Origin of the sequence: Komagataeibacter swingsii (genome assembly GCF_003207895.1) — a bacterium.
In the GTDB taxonomy this organism is placed as follows: Bacteria; Pseudomonadota; Alphaproteobacteria; order Acetobacterales; family Acetobacteraceae; genus Komagataeibacter; species Komagataeibacter swingsii.
The window spans coordinates 111,729-132,547 of the sequence record NZ_NKUB01000008.1 but is presented as its reverse complement, the minus strand read 5'-3'; the positions used below and the strand labels follow the sequence as shown (position 1 = coordinate 132,547).

General features: G+C 65.8%; 18 protein-coding genes. 5 read left to right on the top strand and 13 right to left on the bottom strand.

From position 1 onward, the window contains the following. Positions 1 to 222 precede the first annotated feature (222 nt). Complete coding sequence (locus CFR76_RS08455; RefSeq protein WP_110556729.1) at positions 223 to 1,020, bottom strand: SDR family NAD(P)-dependent oxidoreductase; 798 nt, start codon at positions 1,018 to 1,020, stop codon at positions 223 to 225. Between the two features lie 156 nt (positions 1,021 to 1,176). Between CFR76_RS08455 and CFR76_RS08450 the strand changes: the two genes are divergently transcribed. Then, positions 1,177 to 2,337: a hypothetical protein gene (locus tag CFR76_RS08450; RefSeq protein ID WP_110556728.1), complete on the top strand. Its 1,161-nt coding sequence runs from the start codon at positions 1,177 to 1,179 to the stop codon at positions 2,335 to 2,337. Between the two features lie 10 nt (positions 2,338 to 2,347). Here CFR76_RS08450 and thiL read toward each other — a convergent pair whose 3' ends face one another. The 11 genes from thiL to CFR76_RS08395 all read right to left on the bottom strand — a co-directional run bounded on the left by thiL (position 2,348) and on the right by CFR76_RS08395 (position 13,741). Continuing rightward, a complete protein-coding gene (gene thiL / locus CFR76_RS08445; RefSeq protein ID WP_110556727.1) occupies positions 2,348 to 3,340 on the bottom strand; it encodes a thiamine-phosphate kinase in 993 nt (330 codons plus the stop codon). Positions 3,341 to 3,355: 15 nt separating this feature from the next. After that, positions 3,356 to 3,934, bottom strand: coding sequence for a transcription antitermination factor NusB (nusB, locus tag CFR76_RS08440; RefSeq protein ID WP_110556726.1), 579 nt, complete (start codon positions 3,932 to 3,934; stop codon positions 3,356 to 3,358). A 72-nt stretch (positions 3,935 to 4,006) separates the two neighbouring features. Continuing rightward, positions 4,007 to 4,513 (bottom strand): transcriptional regulator NrdR, encoded by a 507-nt coding sequence (nrdR, locus tag CFR76_RS08435; protein ID WP_025437714.1) that lies wholly within the window; start codon positions 4,511 to 4,513, stop codon positions 4,007 to 4,009. Positions 4,514 to 4,575: 62 nt separating this feature from the next. After that, entirely contained in the window at positions 4,576 to 6,411 is a 1,836-nt protein-coding gene (gene recQ, locus CFR76_RS08430) for a DNA helicase RecQ (protein WP_110556725.1), read from the bottom strand. Between the two features lie 23 nt (positions 6,412 to 6,434). Continuing rightward, positions 6,435 to 6,809 (bottom strand): OmpA family protein, encoded by a 375-nt coding sequence (locus CFR76_RS08425; protein WP_025437712.1) that lies wholly within the window; start codon positions 6,807 to 6,809, stop codon positions 6,435 to 6,437. Between the two features lie 134 nt (positions 6,810 to 6,943). Continuing rightward, the gene (gene cydC / locus CFR76_RS08420; RefSeq protein WP_110556724.1) at positions 6,944 to 8,641 is read right to left on the bottom strand and encodes a thiol reductant ABC exporter subunit CydC; all 1,698 of its coding nucleotides are present in this window, start codon (positions 8,639 to 8,641) and stop codon (positions 6,944 to 6,946) included. Next, positions 8,638 to 10,350, bottom strand: a complete 1,713-nt coding sequence (gene cydD, locus CFR76_RS08415) for a thiol reductant ABC exporter subunit CydD (protein WP_110556723.1) — start codon at positions 10,348 to 10,350, stop codon at positions 8,638 to 8,640. Before cydD ends, cydC begins: the two co-directional genes overlap by 4 nt. A gap of 98 nt (positions 10,351 to 10,448) precedes the next feature. Further along, complete coding sequence (locus tag CFR76_RS08410; RefSeq protein WP_208623955.1) at positions 10,449 to 12,251, bottom strand: sensor histidine kinase; 1,803 nt, start codon at positions 12,249 to 12,251, stop codon at positions 10,449 to 10,451. Between the two features lie 3 nt (positions 12,252 to 12,254). After that, positions 12,255 to 12,437 (bottom strand): hypothetical protein, encoded by a 183-nt coding sequence (locus tag CFR76_RS18390; protein ID WP_010514389.1) that lies wholly within the window; start codon positions 12,435 to 12,437, stop codon positions 12,255 to 12,257. 145 nt (positions 12,438 to 12,582) lie between these two features. Then, on the bottom strand, positions 12,583 to 13,146 hold the full coding sequence (locus tag CFR76_RS08400; protein ID WP_025437708.1) for a sigma-70 family RNA polymerase sigma factor: 564 nt from the start codon (positions 13,144 to 13,146) through the stop codon (positions 12,583 to 12,585). A 106-nt stretch (positions 13,147 to 13,252) separates the two neighbouring features. Continuing rightward, a complete protein-coding gene (locus CFR76_RS08395; RefSeq protein ID WP_110556722.1) occupies positions 13,253 to 13,741 on the bottom strand; it encodes a sigma-70 family RNA polymerase sigma factor in 489 nt (162 codons plus the stop codon). A gap of 127 nt (positions 13,742 to 13,868) precedes the next feature. Between CFR76_RS08395 and CFR76_RS08390 the strand changes: the two genes are divergently transcribed. From CFR76_RS08390 to CFR76_RS08380, 3 genes are all read left to right on the top strand, one after another. Further along, complete coding sequence (locus CFR76_RS08390) at positions 13,869 to 14,609, top strand: response regulator (RefSeq protein WP_110556721.1); 741 nt, start codon at positions 13,869 to 13,871, stop codon at positions 14,607 to 14,609. 128 nt (positions 14,610 to 14,737) lie between these two features. Then, positions 14,738 to 16,117 carry an alpha,alpha-trehalose-phosphate synthase (UDP-forming) gene (locus tag CFR76_RS08385; protein WP_110556720.1) on the top strand — a complete coding sequence of 460 codons (1,380 nt, stop codon included), beginning with the start codon at positions 14,738 to 14,740 and terminating at the stop codon, positions 16,115 to 16,117. A gap of 48 nt (positions 16,118 to 16,165) precedes the next feature. Next, positions 16,166 to 17,992, top strand: a complete 1,827-nt coding sequence (locus tag CFR76_RS08380; protein ID WP_110556719.1) for an ABC-F family ATP-binding cassette domain-containing protein — start codon at positions 16,166 to 16,168, stop codon at positions 17,990 to 17,992. On the opposite strand, the gene CFR76_RS08375 is transcribed toward CFR76_RS08380, so the two are convergent. After that, positions 17,980 to 18,984, bottom strand: coding sequence for a Gfo/Idh/MocA family protein (locus CFR76_RS08375; RefSeq protein WP_110556718.1), 1,005 nt, complete (start codon positions 18,982 to 18,984; stop codon positions 17,980 to 17,982). The two genes, CFR76_RS08380 and CFR76_RS08375, sit on opposite strands and share 13 nt — an antisense overlap. 274 nt (positions 18,985 to 19,258) lie before the next feature. Between CFR76_RS08375 and secD the strand changes: the two genes are divergently transcribed. After that, positions 19,259 to 20,809: a protein translocase subunit SecD gene (gene secD, locus CFR76_RS08370; protein WP_110556717.1), complete on the top strand. Its 1,551-nt coding sequence runs from the start codon at positions 19,259 to 19,261 to the stop codon at positions 20,807 to 20,809. Positions 20,810 to 20,819 lie beyond the last annotated feature (10 nt).

The window sequence follows — 20,819 nt, the reverse complement described above, 5'->3', positions numbered from 1 at the left end:
TTGCCCCGCTATTACAATAAAAACAGTCTGCGATTGTGCACTCTCCCATGCATTCCATGCAACAGAACAGGCAATTCAGGTGCCGCAGACCTATCGGTTAGCACATCTGCCCAGAAAACAAGACCAGCCATCGTGTAATTTCATTGATCAATGTCACGAAACGGCCACAATCGTTCCGGTCAACATTAAAACATATTATATAAACCCTGTCCCGGCGGGGAATCATTCCATCTGGTCTGCCCTGATGGCAGAAAGGATCCGCCGCTTGAACGGCCATGGCATCAGCGTATCCACCAGCCGCAGCACGGAAAACAGGAAGGGAAAGACCAGGTGGGGCCGGTTGCGGTCCACGGCGCGGGCGATCTTGCGCGCGGCCTCGGGCGCGGTCTGCAGGAAGGGCTTCGCCCCCACCACGCGGCGGCTCATGGGGGTGTCCACAAACCCCGGCGAGACCAGCGTCACCCCGATCCCCAGCGGGGCAAGCGCCATCTGCTGCGCCTCGGCAAAGCGTTTCAGCCCGGCCTTGGACCCGGAATAGGCGGCGGCGAACGGCAGGGCATGGAAGGCCGCGACCGAACCGATCAGCACGATATGCCCCCGTCCGCGCGGGACCATGCATTCAGCGGCGGCGGCGGCCATGGCCGATGGCGTGGCATAGTTGACCAGACCCAGATGCAGCACATCCTCCGCCCGTTCCACCACGTCGCTCCCCCGCCGCATGTCGCCAAGTCCCGCGGCCAGGATGGCGATGTCGACCGGATAGCTGTCATCATCCTGACGCAGGGCTGCAATGGCCGCCGCCCCATCAGACAGGTCGAGGACGCGCGTATGCGCCTGAACACCCAGGCTACGGGCCTGCACGGCCACGTTTTCCAGCCGTTCGGCATTGCGTCCCCACAATACCAGCGATCGCCCGCGGGCGGCGTACAGCCGCGCCAGTTCCGCCCCGATCCCGCTGGATGCCCCCGTAATCAGCACATATCCACCTTCATCCATGCGTGAACCGGACGTAACCGTCATTGTCTATCTTCCTTTTGAGGGTCCTTCTGTGCCATCAGCACAACAACAGGACGGACCACCGAATCATTTCTTTCAACCCCTGCCTGCATAGCCTGCCCCGTTCCGTGACGGAATGAAGGTCGATGCGGGACATGTTCAGGATGCAACGAACCGGTCATGAACGAAACCGATCGTCTTACTATCATTCCCGTTTCCGGCTTTCGTCAGATGACCACCTTTATCCAGTTGCCCCGCCGCCTGTACGCCGGGCTGCCGGGCTATGTCCCCCCCCTGGACCTGACCCAGCGCGACCTGCTGACCCCGCGCAAGAATTCCTTTTTCCGCAAGGGGCGCGCGCAGTATTTCCTGGCCATGCGGGGCAACCGGGCGGTGGGGCGCATTTCCGCGCAGATCGACCCGGTATCCATGGAACATTACGGGGAGCCGGTCGGTTTTTTCGGTGCGCTGGATGCCATTGACGACCTCGATGTCGTATCCGCGCTGCTGGATGCGGCAGGCACGTGGCTGCGCCAGCATGGCATGAAGCTCATGCGCGGGCCGCAGACGCTGGACAGCAATGGTGAGTTCGGGATGATGCTGGAAGGCCACCACGCCATGCCCATGGTGGCCATGCCATGGCACCCGCAATGGCTGCCGGGCATGATGGATGCCTGTGGCGCCATCAAGGTGCGCGATCTTGTGGCCTACCAGATGCGCACCGGCCCGGATGCGGAGGAAGCCCACCTGGTCCCCGCCAGCCTGCGGCTGGGCGAAGGGCGGCTGGGCAATGTCACCACCCGTGGCCTGCGCATGGACCGGATCGATGAGGACGGGGAAATCCTGCGCACGCTGTACAACGACGCATGGCGCAACAACTGGGGATCGATTCCACTGGCGCGCGAGGACATGCAGTCCATGATCGTGGAGATGAAGCCCATCCTGCGGCCGGAGCATTTCGTGCTGATCGAACAGGCGGGCAAGCCGGTCTGCGTGGCGCTGGTGGTGCCCAACGTGTTCGACATTTCCGCCGACCTCAATGGCGACCCGTCACCGCTGGGGTGGCTGAAACTGGGCAAGCGGCTGCTGCGGCATGAATTCCATTCCGCGCGCGTCATCCTGCTTGGCGTCAGTTCCGCACTGGACGGCACGGCGCTGGGGGCGATCATGCCCGCCCTTGCCATTACCGAACTCATGAAACGCGGCCGCAGCCTGCCCTACCGCACGATCGAGCTTGGCTGGGTACTGGAAAACAACCAGCCCATGCGCCGCCTGATCGAACGCATCACGCCCGAACCGTGCAAACGCTACCGGGTTTACGACCTGTCGCTGGACGACTGAGGGAAGGGTCTCACCCCCCCTCCCCGACATGGCTCCACCCACGCCGGGCGAATTCCATCGCGTGGCCTGCTGCATCCAGCACCTGCACGCCATTGCCCGCAACCACCCACCCGATACGGGTTACCGGCACCCCCGCGCGCGCGGCATGGTCCAGCAGGCCGGACTCGTGCATGGGGGGCACGGCCAGCAGCAGTTCATAATCATCCCCGCCACCGAGGCACGTTGACAGCCATTGCGGGCCAAGGGCGCGTACGGCCGGGGACAGTGGCACCCGGTCCGCGTGGATCACGATCCCGACCCTGCTTTCACGCGCCATGTGCCCCAGATCCTGCACCAGCCCGTCGGACACATCCATCCCGGCGGATGCGACCCCACCCAGTTCCAGCCCCAGCCGGGGACGGGGCAACTGGTAACGCCCCGCCAGGAAACCATCAGGGTCGGCCACCTGCCCACGCCGCGCCAGCAGGCCCATCGCGCCATCGCCAATCGTGCCCGTAACCCATATGCCATCCCCCACGCGCGCGGTACTGCGCCGTAACGCCCGACCGGGTGCTACATGCCCCAGCACGGTCAGGGACAGCACCAGCGGCCCGGATGTGGAGGTCGTATCCCCCCCCAGCAGCGTAATGCCGAACTGGCGCTGGTCGCGCACAAGGCCCGATGCAAAACCCGCGAACCATGCCTCATCCCGCGCAGGCGGCATGGAGACCGTCATGAGGTAGCCCAGCGGGGTCGCATCCATGGCGGCAAGGTCCGACAGGTTGCAGCGCAGCAGCTTGCGGCCAACGGTATCGGATGGGTCATCAGGCAGGAAATGCACGCCTTCGACCATGGCATCGGCCGCTATGACCAGTTCACGCCCGGCAGGCGGCATGAACACCGCCGCATCATCACGCAGGTCCAGCGCCCCATCCCCAGCGAGCGGCCGGAAAATACGGGCAATGAAGCCGAATTCCGCAGGCAGGCCATCATCCGACAGCGTATCCTGTCCCTTGGCCGTCATGCCTTCCTTCCGGGTTCAGGCGGGCTTGCTGCCGGGGGTGGCATCGGTCACCGGGGCATCGTCCGCCACCACAACCGTTTCACCGCCCACGTCAGCCACAGGTGCCGCCGGTTCACTGATCCGCCGCGACAGGGCATCGAGCACGCCGTTGAGCATGCGCGGCTCATCCCCGGCCAGGAAACCATGGGCGATATCCATGTATTCATTGATGATGACGCGGGCCGGTACGGGGTCCGCCCCCGTCATCTCGCCGCCCGCGGCATGCATGATCGCGCGCAGCACCGGGTCCAGACGGGCCAGCGGCCATGACGCGGGCAGGATGTCATGCAGCAGCGCGTCAATGCGGTCCTGCCGGGCCATGGCGCCACGCACCACGATACCGAACAGCCGCGCATCGGCATCGGGCACGTGCCCTTCGGCATAATCGCACTGATCGGACGCGGACGTGCCCAGCCGGTGGCGCATGAACTGGTTTATGACGCGTTCGGGGCTTTCGCTGCCCTGTTCGATCTGGAACAGGGCCTGCACCGCCGCGACACGCGATGCGGTGCGGGAACGGACCTTGTGCTGCCGGTCACCGTCTGTCTGTGTCATGGCGCGTTACTCCTGCTGTGGCATTGCTGCGAATTCTGCGTTTCATCGCCTCTTTGCGTGGCGGGGTCCAGTTCAATCTTTGTCCCCGGCGCCGGATGGGGGCAGGTCTTCGCCCGCATCACCCGAGACCGAGGCTGAAATCGTCTCCAGAATATCCGCGAAATCCTTGGTTTCCCGAAAATCCCAATGCACGCTGGCAAAGCGGATATAGGCCACGGAATCAATTTCGCGCAGCGTTTCCATGATCAGCCGGCCGATATCGCGTGAAGGGATATCCGTCTCCCCCGTGGCCTCCAGATGGCGGACCAGCCCATTGACGATCCGTTCGATCCGGTCGGCCTCGACCGGGCGCTTGCGCAGCGCGATCCGGACCGAACGCGCCATCTTGTCACGCTCGAAGGGCACGCGGCGGCCATCGGCCTTGATCACGACAAGGTCGCGCAACTGCACGCGTTCGATGGTGGTGAAGCGCTGCCCGCACGACCCGCATATGCGCCTGCGCCGGATGGCCGCGCCATCTTCATGCGGGCGGCTGTCCTTTACCTGCGTATCGTCATGTCCACAAAAAGGGCACCGCATGCAAAACCGTTTCCTGATTACGCGATGGAACAGATCACGCCACGCGACCGGGGCGTGACGGGCTAGGCGCCGATATCGGCCAGTACATCAAGCACCGCCGCACCATAGCGCGCCAGCTTGGAACCACCCACCCCCCGGATCATGCCAAGTTCATCCAGCGTGGTCGGGCGTTCAAGGGCAATATCATGCAGCACGGCGTCATGGAAAATGACATAGGGCGGAATTTCCTGCTCCCGCGCCTCACCCAGCCGCCATTGCCGCAGGGCTTCATACCGTGCCGCGGCCTCAGGCGTCAGGTCGGCCATCTGGGGTCGCTGCCCGCTGCCTGACGCACGGCCTGCCGCCTTCAGGTCCTCGGTCGCATCCTCGCGCAGCATGATCTGCTCCTCGCCCCGCAATATGGGCCGGGCGCGCCCTTCCTCAAGGGCAAGGGCGTTGTATTCCCCCGTCACCCTTATCGCGCCGCGTGCGATCAACTGGCGGATCACGCCACGCCAGAAGGGTTCGGGCCGGTCCTTGCCGATCCCGAACACGCTCAGCTTTTCATGCCCGTGCCGGGATGTCATGTCCGACGCCTTGCCACGCAGCACGCCCGCCACATGCACCGCGCCAAAACGCTGCCCGGTGCGATAGATCGCCGACAGGACCTTCTGCGCCGCCACCGTGCCGTCAAACGTCGCGACGGGATTGCGGCAGTTGTCACAATGGCCGCAGGCGGTGGACAGTTCCTCGCCAAAACACGACAGCAGCGCCTGCGTGCGGCAGCCGGTGGTCTCGGTCAGGGCGATCATGGCTTCCAGCCGCGCACTCATGACCCGCTTCTGGGCCTCGGGCGCGTTGGACTGCTCCAGCCAGTACCGGGCGCGGGCCATGTCGTCACCGCCATACAGCAGCACGGTCTCGGCCAGTTCCCCATCACGCCCGGCGCGACCGATCTGCTGGTAATACCCTTCGGGCGAGGATGGCATGTCCAGATGCACCACGGCACGCACATCCGGCCGGTCAATGCCCATGCCAAAGGCGATGGTGGCGACGATCACCACCGGCTCACCCGAACGGAACCGCATGAGGGCGGCACGCTTTTCCACCGGCGACAGGCCGGCATGGAACGGCAGCGCCGCATACCCCTTGCCCGCAAGCGAACGGGCAATCCGCTCGGTCTTGCTGCGGCTGCCGCAATAGACGATGGACGCCGCCCCGCGATGGCGGTCCAGTATGCCGGTCAACTGGCGCAGTTCCGATGTCTTGGGCTTGACCGCGATATCAAGGTTGGGCCGGTGGAAACTGGCCTTCAGCACCGTGGCGTCCGGCATCGCCAGCGCATCAAGGATGTCGGTGCGCGTGCGCGCATCCGCCGTGGCCGTCAGGGCGATGCGGGGCACATTGGGGAAATGCTGCGGCAGGGCCGCGAGTTCACGGTATTCGGGCCGGAATTCATGGCCCCATGCGGAAATGCAGTGCGCCTCGTCAATCGCGATGACCGACAGCGTCAGCCGCCCCAGCCGTTCCAGCATGCCGGGGGAGAGCAGCCGTTCGGGCGAGACATAAAGGATGTCCAGCCGCCCGGCCATGAGGTCCGAACGGACACGGGCGGCATCATCGGCTTCCTGTTCGGAATGCAGCGCGCCCGCGTTCACCCCCAGTTGGCGCAGGGCCGCGACCTGATCGTCCATCAGCGCGATCAGGGGGGAAATGACAAGGCCGGTGCCCGGCCGCGCCAGGGCGGGCACCTGATAGCAGACGCTCTTGCCGCCGCCGGTGGGCATGAGCACCAGGCAGTCCCGGCCCGCCATGACCTCATCCACGGCCTGCTGCTGCAGGCCACGGAAATCAGGAAAGCCGAAGACCTCGGCCAGCACGTCACGCGGGTTGCGTGACGGGCCGCCACCAGTCGTCATATCATCAGGGGAGAGGCTGTCGCTCAGCGTCCGCCAACCTCGATTTCGACACGGCGGGACGCCAGGGCGCCATTTTCGTTGTTCAGCGGGCCACGCGGCTGCTGGCTGATGCGGCTGGCGTCCACGCCATCCACCGCCAGCTGGCGGGCCACGATCTTGGCGCGGTCGATCGCCAGCAGTTCATCGGCCGACAGGTCATGGCTGGCGGCGGCATAGCCTTCGACACGCACCCGGGCGTGGGTTGACACCGCACGCTGGGCCGCCTGCGTGATGACCATCTGGGCAGGTGCGTCGAGCTGGGTGGAGTTCTGGGTAAAGAACACGACATATTTACCCGGATGGCCACCAGCACACCCCGTCAGCAGACCAAGACCAAGAAGAAGGGACAGGCGACGCATGATGGATTCACTCCTGATTCAGGGATTCAAGACGGATCGCTATCAGCCTTCTGGTATGCCCGATCCGGTTTTCCGCTACTTCGTGCCCTGTGGAAATAGCCGCGTCAATCCTTTCCACCGGCATGGCCACCCCTTCATGAACGGGCACTGACCATTTTCCCGTCAGAAATACGCCATACTTTATCCAGTTTCTCGACACCCGTCAGGCGATGCGCGATCAGGATGACGGTGCGGCCCTGTGTCACGTCATTCAGGGTCTGGAGGAATTCCTGCTCGGTGCGCGCATCCAGCCCGGTGGCCGGCTCATCCAGTATCAGGATGGGCGCGCGCGACAGCAGCACGCGCGCCAGCGCCAGCCGCCGGCCCTGCCCGCCAGACAGGCTGGTGCCGCCTTCACCCAGCCAGCTATCCAGCCCATCGGGCAGGTCGCGCACCACATCGGCAACCCGGGCCTGTTCCAGCGCGGTCCACAGGTCGGCTTCGGTTGCGTCGGGGCGGCCCAGCAGCAGGTTGGCGCGAATCGTATCGGCAAACAGGTGCGTCGCCTGCGACAGCCACGCAATCCGACCACGCAGGTCATCATCGCGTATGGTGGCGATATCCCGCCCGCCCAGCGTGATGCGCCCGGCCTGGGGCGCCACCGCCTTGAGCAGCAGCGCCGCCAGCGTGGACTTGCCGGCACCCGACGGCCCAAGCACCGCAATGCGCTGGCCCGCCGGAATGTCCAGGTTCAGGTCATCCAGCACCGGGGCGCGGTCGGCACTCCAGCGGAAGGATACGTGTTCGAAGCGGATATCGGTGCCCGCCGGTGCGGGTTCGGTGCCTTCGGGGGGGGCATGTTCCGGCATTTCGCCCACAGCCACGACCCGGGCCGCGGCCCGGGTAATGCTGCCTGCCAGCGCGCCGGCGCGGGTCAGGCCGCCCACGGTCTCAAACGCCGCGACCGTCAGGAACAGCACCGCCGCCGCAGGCAGGGGGGCAATGCGCGGCAGGCCCAGACCCAACGCGGCAGCCAGAACCGCCACCACCGCCGCCTGCCCGCACAGATAGGACGCGGCCCCCGCCATGGCCAGCATCCGGGCCTGCTTCATCTGCGCGCGGTACAGGGCGTCATCACGGTCACGGACATGGGCCAGCATGCGTCCCTCCGCCCCGAAGGTCGCGATTTCACGCAGGCCCCCCACCATGTCCAGCACGCCGATACGCAGCTGCGCGCTGGCATGGTTGACCAGACCGCCCTCGCGCCGCCCCATCATGGCGGCGATCAGGGGCAGGACAAACGCGCCGCACGCAAACAGCCCCGCCACCACGACCGCCAGCACGGTGTCCACCATGTTGATGGCGATGAACAGGAACGGCAGCACCAGGCACGCGCCCAGAAGCGGGATGATGATGCGTAGGTACAGCCCGTCCAGCGTCTCGACATCGGATACCAGCCGCGACAGCAGGTCACCCGCGCGCCGGAAGCCAAGACCCGCCGCCGCCCCCCGCGCCAGGTTGCGGAAGAACCATACCCGTACATCCGCCAGCGCGCGGAACATGGCATCATGCGTGACCAGGCGTTCGGTATAGCGCAGGATGACCCGCGCGCCGCCGAATATGCGCAGCGCCCCGGTCGTCACCACGATCACGCCCAGCGTCATGGCGGCCACCCGCATGCCCGCCTCGCGCATCAGCACAAGGCCGATCAGCACGGCCAGCAGGGACAACAGCGCGCCCGCCGTCAGCAGCGGGGCGCGACGCTGCCATATATGCAGGATCTGCAGCACCGGCCCCATCACGCCTTCACGCCGTGCCTGCCGTGCGAATTCCCGGTTTTCCGAGGATTTCACGATGCCTTCTCCCCACTGGTGACAATCCGGCCATGATCAAGGTCCACCCTGTGCCCCCCGAACCCTTCCGCCGCCGCGGAATGGCTGGCGAGGATGACCGTGCGATTGGCCGCAAGCGCGCGCAGGCTGGCAAACACGCCGGCTTCGGCCTGCGGGTCAAGGTGGGATGTCGGTTCATCCAGCAGCAGCAGCGGCGCATCCTTGAGGAAGGCGCGCGCAACCGCCACGCGCTGCGCCTGCCCGCCCGACAGGCCGAACCCGCCTTCGCCGATCCGGGTTTCAAGCCCCTGCGGCAGGCTGGCGATGAAGCCATCCGCCGCCGCAGCCCTGATGGCGGCCTGCAACTGGTCGTCCGTCGCATCGGGGCACGCGAACAGGATGTTTTCGCGCAGGGTGCCCGCGAACAGGACCGGCTTCTGGCCGATCCATGATGTCATGGCCACCATTGCCGCAGGCTCGATGGTGGCCATGTCGACGCCATTGATGGTGATGCGCCCGCTTTCGGGCTGGATGAAGCCCAGCAGCATTTCAATGATGGTGGACTTGCCCGATCCCGATGGTCCCCACAGTACCAGCGTCTGCCCGGCGGGCGCGGTGAACGAGACATCATCCAGTGTCACCCCGCGCGCGGGATCCCATGTAAAGCCCACATGCTCGAACGCCACGCTGACGCCCTGCCCGGTGTCGCACGCCGCCTGCCCCGCCGCGCGCACCGCCGTGGCGTCGGGCAGGATCCGCATGGCCGCGGCAGCGCCCGATGCATGGGCACGGTCCTGATACGCCAGCGCAAGGCTGCGGAAGGGGGCGAAGAATTCCGGCACCAGCAGCACGACAAACAGCCCGCGCGCGACATGGGCCGCCATGATCGCGGCCGGCACGCCCTGGTCATGCAGCGCCATGAGCTGCGCGCCATTGCGCAGCGCCACCAGCACAAGCGCCACGACCATTGCGCAGTCGATGGAAGCCGATGACAGGAACGCAACCCGCAGCACCTTCATGGTGCGCACGCGCAGTTCCTCCGCCGCGGCGGCAAGCCTGCGGGTTTCATCTTCCGTCCGGCCCGACAGGACAATGGTGGCGATGCCGCGCACCCGGTCCAGGAAGCGGGCCTGCAGGCGCGTCATGGCAAGGAACTGGTTGCGCGAGGCGACCGCCGCCCCGATCCCGAACACCGCCTGCCCGAACGGCACGGCAATGCCGCATATCGCCATGATCAGCGCCGAACCGGGCTGGACCAGGGCGGCAAGGACACCGATGACAAGGGGGGCGGCAACCCACAGCACGGAAGCGGGCAGCCAGCGGGCGAAAAAACCGTCCAGCGCCTCGATCCGGTCAACGGCGAGTGCTGCAAGTTCCCCCGTGTGATGACGGCGCAGCAGCCCCGGCCCACCACGCAGGATGGCGTCCAGCACCCCGCCACGCAGCCGCGCGCGCGCCTTCATGCCCGCGCGGGCGGCAAGGATGTCCGACCCCATCTGCAGGACGGCGCGCACGATGGCCAGCCCCACCAGCCCCGCCAGCGCCCACGTGACCGCGGGTTCCCCGCCGGGCGCCAGCACGCCGGCCAGCACGCTGGCAATGCACCATGCCTGCCCCACCGCGGTCGCAGCCAAGGCCAGTCCCAGCAACACAACCGGCATGGCCTGCCGGCGCCCAAGACGCGACTGTGCCTTCGTCCACGCCTTCATCACTGTCTTGTCATCGTTCATGACCGCTCCCTATACCGAAGGACACGGCACAGGGACAGCCATCATCCACGACTGAAAACCGTCCAGGCCATAACTCTGCCATGCATTTTTGCATGAATTCAGCCTGCCGTTTCATCCTGTTCGGGCTGTTTTAATGGGAAAACAAGGACATATCGCGTCCCGTTTTCCTCAAACATCTGCAATTCACCGCCTAGTTGCCGGGCAAAGCCGCGGATCAGCTGCATGCCGATGCCGCTGCGCCCTTCCTCCGTGCCGGGATGGTTGCGCACCGCCGCCATGCCCACGCCGTTATCGGCGATCCACAGGCACGCCCGGTCGCCAGACAGCGCGCGCAGGCCGACTTCCAGCGTGCCGTGCTGGCGGTCGGGAAAGGCGTATTTGATCGTATTGCTGACCGCTTCCGTCACGATCAGGGCCAGCGGCACCGCCTGGTCGGGCACCATCAACAGGTCATCGACGCGGATATCCAGCGTGATGCGGCCTTCATCGGACTCACCGATGGCATGCATGATCTGGCCGCACAGTTCGCGCACGAAGCTCTGCATGTTCAGGCTGTACAGCTCGCCATCGGCGTACAGGTAGCGGTGCAGGGTGGCCAGTGCGCGCACGCGGTCGCGCGCCTGGGCGAATTCCTCACGCGCGGCGGGCTGGCGGATGCGGCCTGCCTGCAGGTTCAGCAGCGATGCCACGATCTGCAGGTTGTTCTTGACGCGATGGTGCATTTCCTTGAGCAGCAGTTCCTGCCGCGCCTGCGCCCGCTCCAGCCGTTTTTCATGCCGCGCCAGCTTGCGGGTGGCCTTGCTGAAGGCATGGGCAAGCTGCCTGACCTCCAGCGGCATGGCCCAGTTGGAGCGCACGTCATACATGCCGCCAAGCTGCCACTGGTTGACCGACGTGGTCAGCTGCCGCAACGGCGTGATCACCAGCACATCGGCGCTCTTGGATGCGCCCAGCAACCCCATCAGCAGCAAAAGCCCGCTGCTGACCAGCGATATGGCGAACATCACCACCGCATGCCGCTCGCCCGCGTTGCGGCGCGTCATGGTCAGCATATGCACGCCATCCTGCACGCGACCAATCGAAAACGATCCGTCGGGCAGGGTGATGTGGGCCTGTTCCTCCCCCATCGCCAGTGTCGCGCGCGCCCATTGCATGATGCGTTCGGGGGGCTGGAGGGACCAGTTGCAATCCGAGCACAGGGGCACGGCGGCATGGGCGCGGCTGTCCACCACCCATATCTCGACCGGGCCATTCTGCTGCACCAGGTCCAGCCGCGGGTCACTGGCCTGCAGGATGGCGCTGCGCCATGACAGCGGCATGATGGCCGTCAGGTAACCCGGGCGGGCCGGCCTGCCGGCGTCGTCATAAATGGTGGTGGAGACCGTGATGCGGAAATAGGCGGGCACATGGGTTGCCGGATCGGCCAGCGCCACCAGCCCGACATCCCCCTGGAAACGGGGCATGGCGTCCAGCCCCAGCGGGGGGGACCCCTTCTGCGGCCCGACGGCGGTCAGGATGTTGCCCCGGTCGTCGGCCAGCGCGATCTGGCTGTAATGCCGCCCGGTCAGCGACTGCACCAGTTCCAGCATATGGCGCAGGCCCGCGTCATCCAGCCGCATGCGCGAGACCGCCTGCAGCAGGGAACTGAGATGTTCGGATTCATGGCGCAGTTCAAGGTCGATGCGCGATACCGTAAGGTCGGTGCGATTCCCCGGCGCTTCAAGCGTCGCGCGATAGCTGTGCCATGCCGGCACCCCACCGATCAGGGCGATGGGCATGGCGGCCAGCAGGATGATCGCCATCATCCGCCCACGCACGGCATCGAACACGCGGCCGACACGGCTGAACAGGCTCCGGTGACGGACCTGCCTGCCGTGACCGGAAGATGGGAATACGGACATCCGTTATTTTGTCCGTTTCCGGTCTTCCTCAATCAGACGCAGGAGTTCCTCGGGAACGGGCTCTTTCGTCACGTCGTCGAACAACTGATGCAGCCCCCGCTTCAGCCATAGCTCGAACGCGTCATCCGATCTGTTTATGGACTTCTTTCCTGGTTGCCTGGGAGGACACTTGTCCTTCAGAGCCATCGCATTATCCCGAAGTAAATTCCCACTTCACACAATCCCTGCCTGTGTCAGGGCTGCATCCTACCCTGCAAATTCCAAGATACTGATGGAGACATTACTGTCAGTGCCATATTCGTGCCGCAATTCAAAGTGGGAATCCACCCGATCAGACAGATGCCGCGGGGCGTGCCTGCACATGCGTGCGCAGGCGCTGCACCGCGCCGCGCAGCACGACCGTGGAAATATCGCGTTCCTCACCATACAGCCATGTGGCCAACTGGCGACGGGCGCGGAAGACGCGGCTCTTGGCGGTGCCGACGGCGCAGCCGGTCGCCACGGCCAGTTCGTCATAGCTCATGCCCTGCATCACCACCAGCACCAGCGCCTCGCGCTGGTCGGCGGGCAGGCGGTTCATGGCTTCGGCCAGTTCCTTGACCACCAGGCGTTCCTCATGCGCGCCGCTGCCCGCCATGGCGGATGCGGGCACATCCTCGATATTCCCGGTTTCGCGCTTCTTGCGCAGGTCCGAGATGAAGCGGTTGCGCAGGATGCGGTGCATCCACGCGGAAAAATTGGTGCCCGGCGTAAAGCTGTGCTGCGCTGCCAGCGCGTTGCATACGGCGTCCTGCACCAGATCGTCCGCCGCCGCGCGGTTGCGTGTCAGCGACAGGGCCTGAACGCGCAGACGGGGCAGGATTGCAATCATCTCGTCATGAAAGCTGTTGGTCATTTTCTTCTCCCCTTTGTAGTCGTTCATGCCAGTGCAATGAACGGGGAAGGCAAAAGGTTACATCCACCCACATAACGAAAACGCGAGCAGGCGGGCGATGGTTCCCTCAGCCGCCGTCGGGGCGGGTATCCATGTATTCCATGATCTGGGCGCGGGCGCGGGAGACGCGGGCCTTGATGGTGCCGACCGTCACGCCACATACATGGGCGGCCTCCGCATAGGTCATTTCCTGCACGCCAACCAGCACCAGCGCCTCACGCAGGCGGGGGGAGAGCCGCCAGATCGCGCCATTGAGGTCGCGCAGCGCGTCCGCCTCCCCTTCCCCCGTGTCGCGTCCCGGCTGGTCGGGGCGGTGGGCGTAGTCGGACATCACATCACGTTCGCGCAGGCCATGGCGGCGCTGTTCATAAAAAAGGTTGCGCGCGATCGTGTACAGCCATGCCTTCATGCTGGTGCCGGGCGTGAACTGGTCAAGCGCCGCCAGCGCGCGCAGCACGGTTTCCTGGACAAGGTCGTCCGCCTGCGCGGGCTGCCCGGCCAGGAAACGGGCAAAACCACGCAATTGCGGCAGAAGGGACAGGATCTCCCCACGCAAGTGCGTGACCGCTGGCGGATCGGGTGGTATTCTGGATTCCAGTTTGTTTACTCTTCAACTCTTGCAGCACAGCCTAACGCTGTCATGATCCGGAGTGTAACAGTTTATCTGGGGAGATGAATGCCTCATGCCGCTATCACGGCGTCAAGACCTGCTTCGCGCCCTGCCCTATGCCCGGCGTTACGCCCGGGCGTTATGCGGCAGCCAGTCGAGTGGCGACCTGCTGGTCGCCGAAAGCCTGCGCGAACTCATGGCGGTGGATGACCCATCCATGCCGCCAAGGCTGCGCCTGTACCAGTGGATATCCCGCCACCATGACGAACATGGCGGCACAGGGGACGCCGCGGGCGGCATGCCGCCGCTGGGCCGCAAGCTGCTGCTGCTGACCTCGCTTGAGGAACTGCCGGTCAATGACGCGGCCCGCGTCCTGTCCCTGCCGCCCGAACAGGCCATTACCATACTGGAGGACGCCCACGCCCGCCTGCGTTCATGCGCGCAGACCAGCGTGCTGATCATCGAGGACGAACCGATCATCGCGATGGATATCGAGGAACTGGTGCGCCAGTGCGGCCATACCATCGCGGGCGTCGCCAGCAGCGAGGCGGAGGCCATAAAGCTTGCGCGCGAAACCCGGCCCGGCCTGATCCTGGCCGATATCAACCTGGGCGATGGCGGCGACGGGATGAAGGCGGTGTCCAGCATCCTGCAGCACCAGGACATTCCCATCATCTTCGTCACCGCCTATCCCGAACGCCTGCTGACGGGTGACACGATCGAACCGGCATTCGTCATTACCAAGCCCTTCGAGCCGCTTACGCTCGCGGTCTCCACCTACCAGGCGGTTTCGGGTGGCGTATCCCTGAACTGACACAGCCGCATGCCAGTCCCGCGCCTGCGCCATCCCCCCTGAATGACCCGCCGTGTATGGTGCCTGTCCTGGCCGCGTGGCCAGAAGGGGCTGATCCGCCATGGGGCAGCTTGTCAGAGAGGGCAGTAATGAAACGGCTGGTCATCGTATCCAATCGCGTTCCCGTACCCAAGGAAGGGCTGCGTCCCGGCGGCCTGGCGGTTGTGCTGAAGGACCTGCTGGCGCGCAAGGGGGGCATGTGGTTCGGCTGGAACGGCACCTGCCATCCCGATGCGGCCCACCTGCCACCCGAAATCCAGCAGGCGGAAGGGGTGGAATACGCCACCATCGGCCTGACGCCGGCCGAACACCGCAACTACTACACAGGCTTTTCCAATTCCACGCTGTGGCCGCTCATGCACTCCCTGCCCGAGCACATCCATTTCGAGCGGCGGGAACTGGCCACGTACTGGTCGGTCAATGAACGGTTCTGCGAAAACCTGCTGCCCCTGCTGCGCGCGGAAGATGTCATCTGGATCCATGACTACCACCTGCTGCCGCTGCCTGCCCTGCTGCGCCGCCATGGCGTGCGCCAGCCCATCGGCTTCTTCCTCCATACCCCCTTCCCGGCGCCCGACATGCTGGCCACGGCGCCTGATGGCGGCACCTTCCTGCGTGACCTGCTGAAGGCGGACCTGCTGGGGTTCCAGACGGCGGACGACACCGCCAACTTCATCTTCGCCGCCACCCGCAAGGCCGGGGCCACGGCGGAAGATGACTGCACCCTGACATTCGAGGGGCGCCGCGTGCGCGTCGGCACCTTCCCCGTGGAAATCGACCCCCAGGCCTTTGCCCAGACAGCCGTCACCGCCGCCGGGTCACAGGACCTGCGCCGGCTGTCGGGTTCGCTGGCGGGACGCAAGCTGGTCTTTGGCGTGGACCGCATGGACCCCACCAAGGGGCTGGACCACCGGCTGGCGGGCTACGAACGCATGCTGGAGACCTATCCCCAGCGGGAACGGCAGGTCACGTTCCTGCAGATCGCGGCCGAAAGCCGGACCGACGTGCCATCCTACCAGGCGCTGCGCAACAAGCTGGAACACCAGATCGGCAAGCTGAACGCCCATAAGGGACAGGCCGACTGGACCCCGCTGCGCTTCCTGACACGCGGCAGCCCGCGCCCCACCGTGGCCGGTTACATGCGGCTGGCGGATATCGGCTACATCACCCCGCTGCGCGATGGCATGAACCTTGTGGCCAAGGAATTCATCGCAGCCCAGGACCCCGAAAATCCCGGCGTGCTGATCCTCTCGCGTCTTGCAGGGGCCGCAAAACAGCTTGAGGCCGCCCTTCTGGTCAACCCGCTGGACCATGACGGCATGGCCGACGCGCTGGAACGCGCGCTGGCCATGTCGCCCGAGGAACGGCGCGAACGCTGGCAGGCATGCTGGAACAGCATCGCCAACCGCACGGCCCTTGGCTGGGGGCTGTCGTTCCTGAACATCCTTGAAAACGCGGCGCGGCGTTAAACCCACACCGGCCTTGCGCATGGGGTGGTTGAGAATACATAAGTGGGCATGGCCTCACCTCCCCTTCTTCTCCTTCAGGATATCACCCTGACCCTTGGCGGCGCGCCGCTGCTCAATGGCGCGGGCTTTGGCGTCGGTCCCGGCGAGCGCGTCTGCCTTGTCGGGCGCAATGGCTGTGGCAAGTCCACCCTGCTGCGCATCGCGGCGGGCGAGATACAGGCCGATGACGGCACCGTTTTCGTCCAGCCCGGCACCACCGTGCGCTACCTGCCGCAGGAACCAGACCTGTCGGGCTACGCCACCACGCTGGATTACGTGCGCGCAGGCATGGGGCCGGGCGACCCGGAATACCGCGCCGAACTGCTGCTGACCGAACTGGGGCTGAACGGCACCGAAGACCCGGCTACGCTCTCGGGCGGGGAAGCCCGCCGCTGCGCCCTGGCGCGTGCCCTGGCCCCCGAACCCGACCTGCTTTTGCTGGACGAACCCACCAACCACCTGGACATGCCCACCATTGAATGGCTGGAGCGTGAGCTGCTGTCGCTGTCATCGGCCATGGTCATCATAAGCCATGACCGCAGGCTGCTGGAGACGCTGTCGCGTTCGGTCGTATGGCTGGACCGGGGTGTGACCCGCAGGCTGGACCAGGGGTTTGCCCGCTTCGAGACATGGCGCGAGGAGGTGCTGGAGCAGGAGGAGCGCGACAGCCACAAGCTGGACCGCCAGATCGCGCGCGAGGAAGACTGGATGCGCTATGGCGTGACCGCGCGGCGCAAGCGCAATGTCCGCCGCGTGGCCGAACTGGCCGAACTGCGCAATACCCGCCGCACCGCCATCCGGCCGCAGGGCGGTCTGAAGATGGAAGCCCGCGAAAGCGACCTGTCGGGCAAGCTGGTCGCGGTGGCGGAAGACATGTCACGCGCCTACGACCCCGCCCACCCGGTGGTCAGCCATCTGGACCTGCGTGTCCTGCGCGGGGACCGGCTGGGGATCGTCGGCGCCAATGGCGCGGGCAAGAGTACCCTGCTGCGCCTGCTGACGGGGCTGGACAAACCCGATTCCGGCACCATCAGCATCGGCAGCGCGCTCAATGTCGTCACACTGGACCAGCAGCGCCGCTCGCTTGATCCCAACGCCACGCTGGCGGACACGCTGACAGGCGGCGGTGGCGACATGGTGCAGGTGGGCGACGAGAAACGCCATGTCATCGGCTACATGAAGGACTTCCTGTTCCGCCCCGAACAGGCCCGTACCCCGGTGGGCGTGCTGTCGGGCGGCGAGCGCGGGCGGCTCATGCTGGCCTGCGCGCTGGCGCGGCCGTCCAACCTGCTGGTGCTTGACGAGCCGACCAATGACCTTGACCTTGAAACGCTGGACCTTTTGCAGGACATGCTGGCCACCTATTCCGGCACGGTGCTGCTGGTCAGCCATGACCGTGACTTCCTCGACCGGGTCGCGTCCTCCATCCTGATGGCGGAAGGCGGCGGGAAATGGGTGGAATATGCCGGCGGCTACAGCGACATGCTGGCCCAGCGGCAGGATGCAACACTGGCCGCCCGCCCCCGTCAGGAACGCGCGGACACCGCGCCGGCCAAAACCGATGTGACGCCTTCCACTTCCCCCCGGCAGCCCGCGCGCAAGATGTCGTACAAGGACAAGCACGCGCTGGAACAGCTACCCAGGCAGATGGCGGCGCTGGAGGCGGAGATCGAGCGCCTGCGCGCCATCCTGTCCGACGGGGGGCTGTATGCGCGCGACCCGGCGGCCTTCACCACCACCACCGCCGCGCTGGAAAAGGCGGAAGCCGACCTGACGGCGGCGGAGGAACGGTGGCTGGAACTCGAAATGCTGCGCGAGACGCTTCAGTCTTCCTGAGCGGGGGGGACGATCAGGCCCGACGCCTCCATCCGCGCGCGGGTGGCGGCGATTCCCTGCGTCACCGCCAGCGCCGCCGCCAGCGCCCGGCGGCCCGCCGCCGCATCCACCAGCACCTTCGCGCCATCAAGGCAGGATGCGGCAAAGGCGGCATGTTCCGCCGCCAGCGTATCATGGTCGCGCCACGTTACGGATTCGCGCCGGAACCCGCCCGACCCGGGCAAAGGCAGGCCGCGCGTGCGCCCGATCATGGTCAGTTCACGCTTCATGAAATCAGCCGACAGGTAGCCTTCCTGTGAAAAGACGCGCATCCGCCGCTCGGTCTTGAGGGAGATCCGGCTGGCCGCGATGGTGGCGACACAGCCGTTTTCAAAACGCACGCGGGCATTGGCGATGTCCTCGAACGGTGAACTGACCGCAGCCCCCAGTGCATCGACGCTTTCGATCGGGCTGTCCACGATGGACAGGACCAGGTCAAGGTCATGGATCATGAGATCAAGGATCACCGATACATCCGTCCCGCGCGGCTTGAAGGGCGCAAGGCGGGTGGCCTCGATATACAGGGGACGCGAAATCCGGTCGGTAATGGCCTGGTGTTCGGCGGAATAGCGCAGCAGGTGCCCCACCTGCAGCACGACGCCATGCACCCGCGCCAGACGCGCCAGCTCATCGGCCTGCGCCAGCGTTTCGGCCATGGGCTTTTCCACCAGCACATGCTTTCCCGCCGCCAGCGCGAGCCGGGCGAGGTCAAAATGATGCTCGGCGGGGGCTGCGACGACAATCGCATCCGAACAGGCCAGCAGGTCGGGATATGACAGGACGGGCACGCCGCCTGCCTCCGCCGCGACCTTGCACGCGCGCGCGCCGTCGGGGTCGTGGATGCCGGTCAGGACCTCACGCGCGGACGCCTGCACCTTGAGCGCGTGGAAACGGCCAAAATGCCCCGCCCCCACGATGCCGACGCGTAACAACCGCATTCCCGCCTGCGCCATGTCCTGCCCTTCCTGCCTGTTTCGGGTCCGTAGCTTCTTTCCGGATTAGCAGCCCACCACACGGGCGCACACCCCCGCTGGCCGCACGGGCGGCATGACGGGGCGGGAAAATTGCGGCAAAACGGCAACGGCGGCGGCCCCGCCGGCGTATCAGCGGTTGCATCATCGGGCGGGGACCGGCATGTTCCCGCCACTGATTTTTCGCACACGCGATACACTGACCATGCCGGACAGGGAACCGGCCAGCCGGGCGTAGGGAGCACTCCATCAAGTCATGATGTATTACAGTCGGCTCAGAATGGCTTCGGTCATTGGCGTATGTCTGATCGGGCTGGCGCTGTGCCTGCCCAATGTCATCCGCCAGCCCATGGCGTCCCTGCCGTGGCGGCAGATCCATCTGGGCCTTGACCTGCGGGGCGGGTCCTACCTGCTGCTGCAGGTCGACATGAACAGCGTGGCAGCCGACAGGCTGCACGGGCTGCAGGATGAAACACGCCAGACCCTGCTGAAGAATTCGCTGGGTTACCGCAACCTGACCACCACCGCGCATGGCGTGACATTCACGCCCCGCACGCCCGAAGAAGCGCAGCCCGACCTGAAGGCGCTGCGCGCCATGCCGATGAACGCGCCGGGCGAATTCAGCGTGGAACAGACGGAAGACGGCCAGATCGCCATCACCCTGTCGAAGGAGGCCGCACGCCAGCGCGCCTATGACGCGGTGACCCAGTCGATCGAGATCGTGCGCCGCCGTATTGACGCGACCGGCGCGATCGACCCCGAAATCACCCGTCAGGGCGATGACCGGATCATTGTCGAACTGCCCGGCATCAGTGACCCCGAACGGGTTAAGAACCTGCTGGGCACCACGGCGAAGATGACGTTCCACCTGGTCGCTGATTCCGCCATTGGGTCCGCCGTGCCGCCGCCCGGCGTGGAAATGCTGCCCATGACCGACGGGCAAAGCACGCTGCCGGTCTTCTCGCACGTGGATGTGGACGGCGCGGACCTGACCAACGCCAGCGCCTCGATCGACCAGCAGAGCGGCGAATGGGCGGTGAACTTCACCTTCGATTCGACCGGGGCGCAGGAATTCGGCGAGGTCACGCGGGCCAATGTGGGCAAGCGCTTCGCCATCGTGCTGGACAACAAGGTGATCGAGGCCCCGGTCATCCGCACCGCCATTACCGGCGGCAGCGGGCAAATCACCGGCGGGTTCAGCGCCCAGCAGGCCACCGACATGGCGCTGCTGCTGCGCGCCGGCGCGCTGCCCGCGCCACTGAACGTGATCGAGCAGCGCTCCATCGGCCCGTCGCTGGGGGCGGATTCGATCCGGGCGGGCGGCTACAGCCTTGCCGCCGGCTTCGTGCTGGTGATCGCGTTCATGGCGCTGTTCTATGGCCGGTTCGGCTGGTACGCCAACATTGCCCTGCTGGCCAACCTGGTGCTGATGACGGCCATCCTGTCGCTGTTCGAGGCGACGCTGACCCTGCCGGGCATGGCGGGCATGCTGCTGACCCTGGGCATGGCGGTGGATGCGAACATCCTGATCAACGAACGCATCCGCGAGGAAGTGGCCCGTGGCCGCAGCGCGCTGCAGGCCATGCAGGCGGGCTTCGAACGCGCGACCGGCACGATCGTGGACAGTAACGCCACGGCGCTGCTGGCGCATGTCATGCTGTTCGTGTTCGGGACCGGGCCGGTCCGTGGCTTCGCGCTCACGATCACGATCGGTATCGTGACCACCCTTTTCACCACCCTTCTCCTGTCCAGGATGCTGATGGTGCGCTGGTACGCCCGCACACGCCCCAGCACCCTGCCGGTCTGAGGCGCGCCGA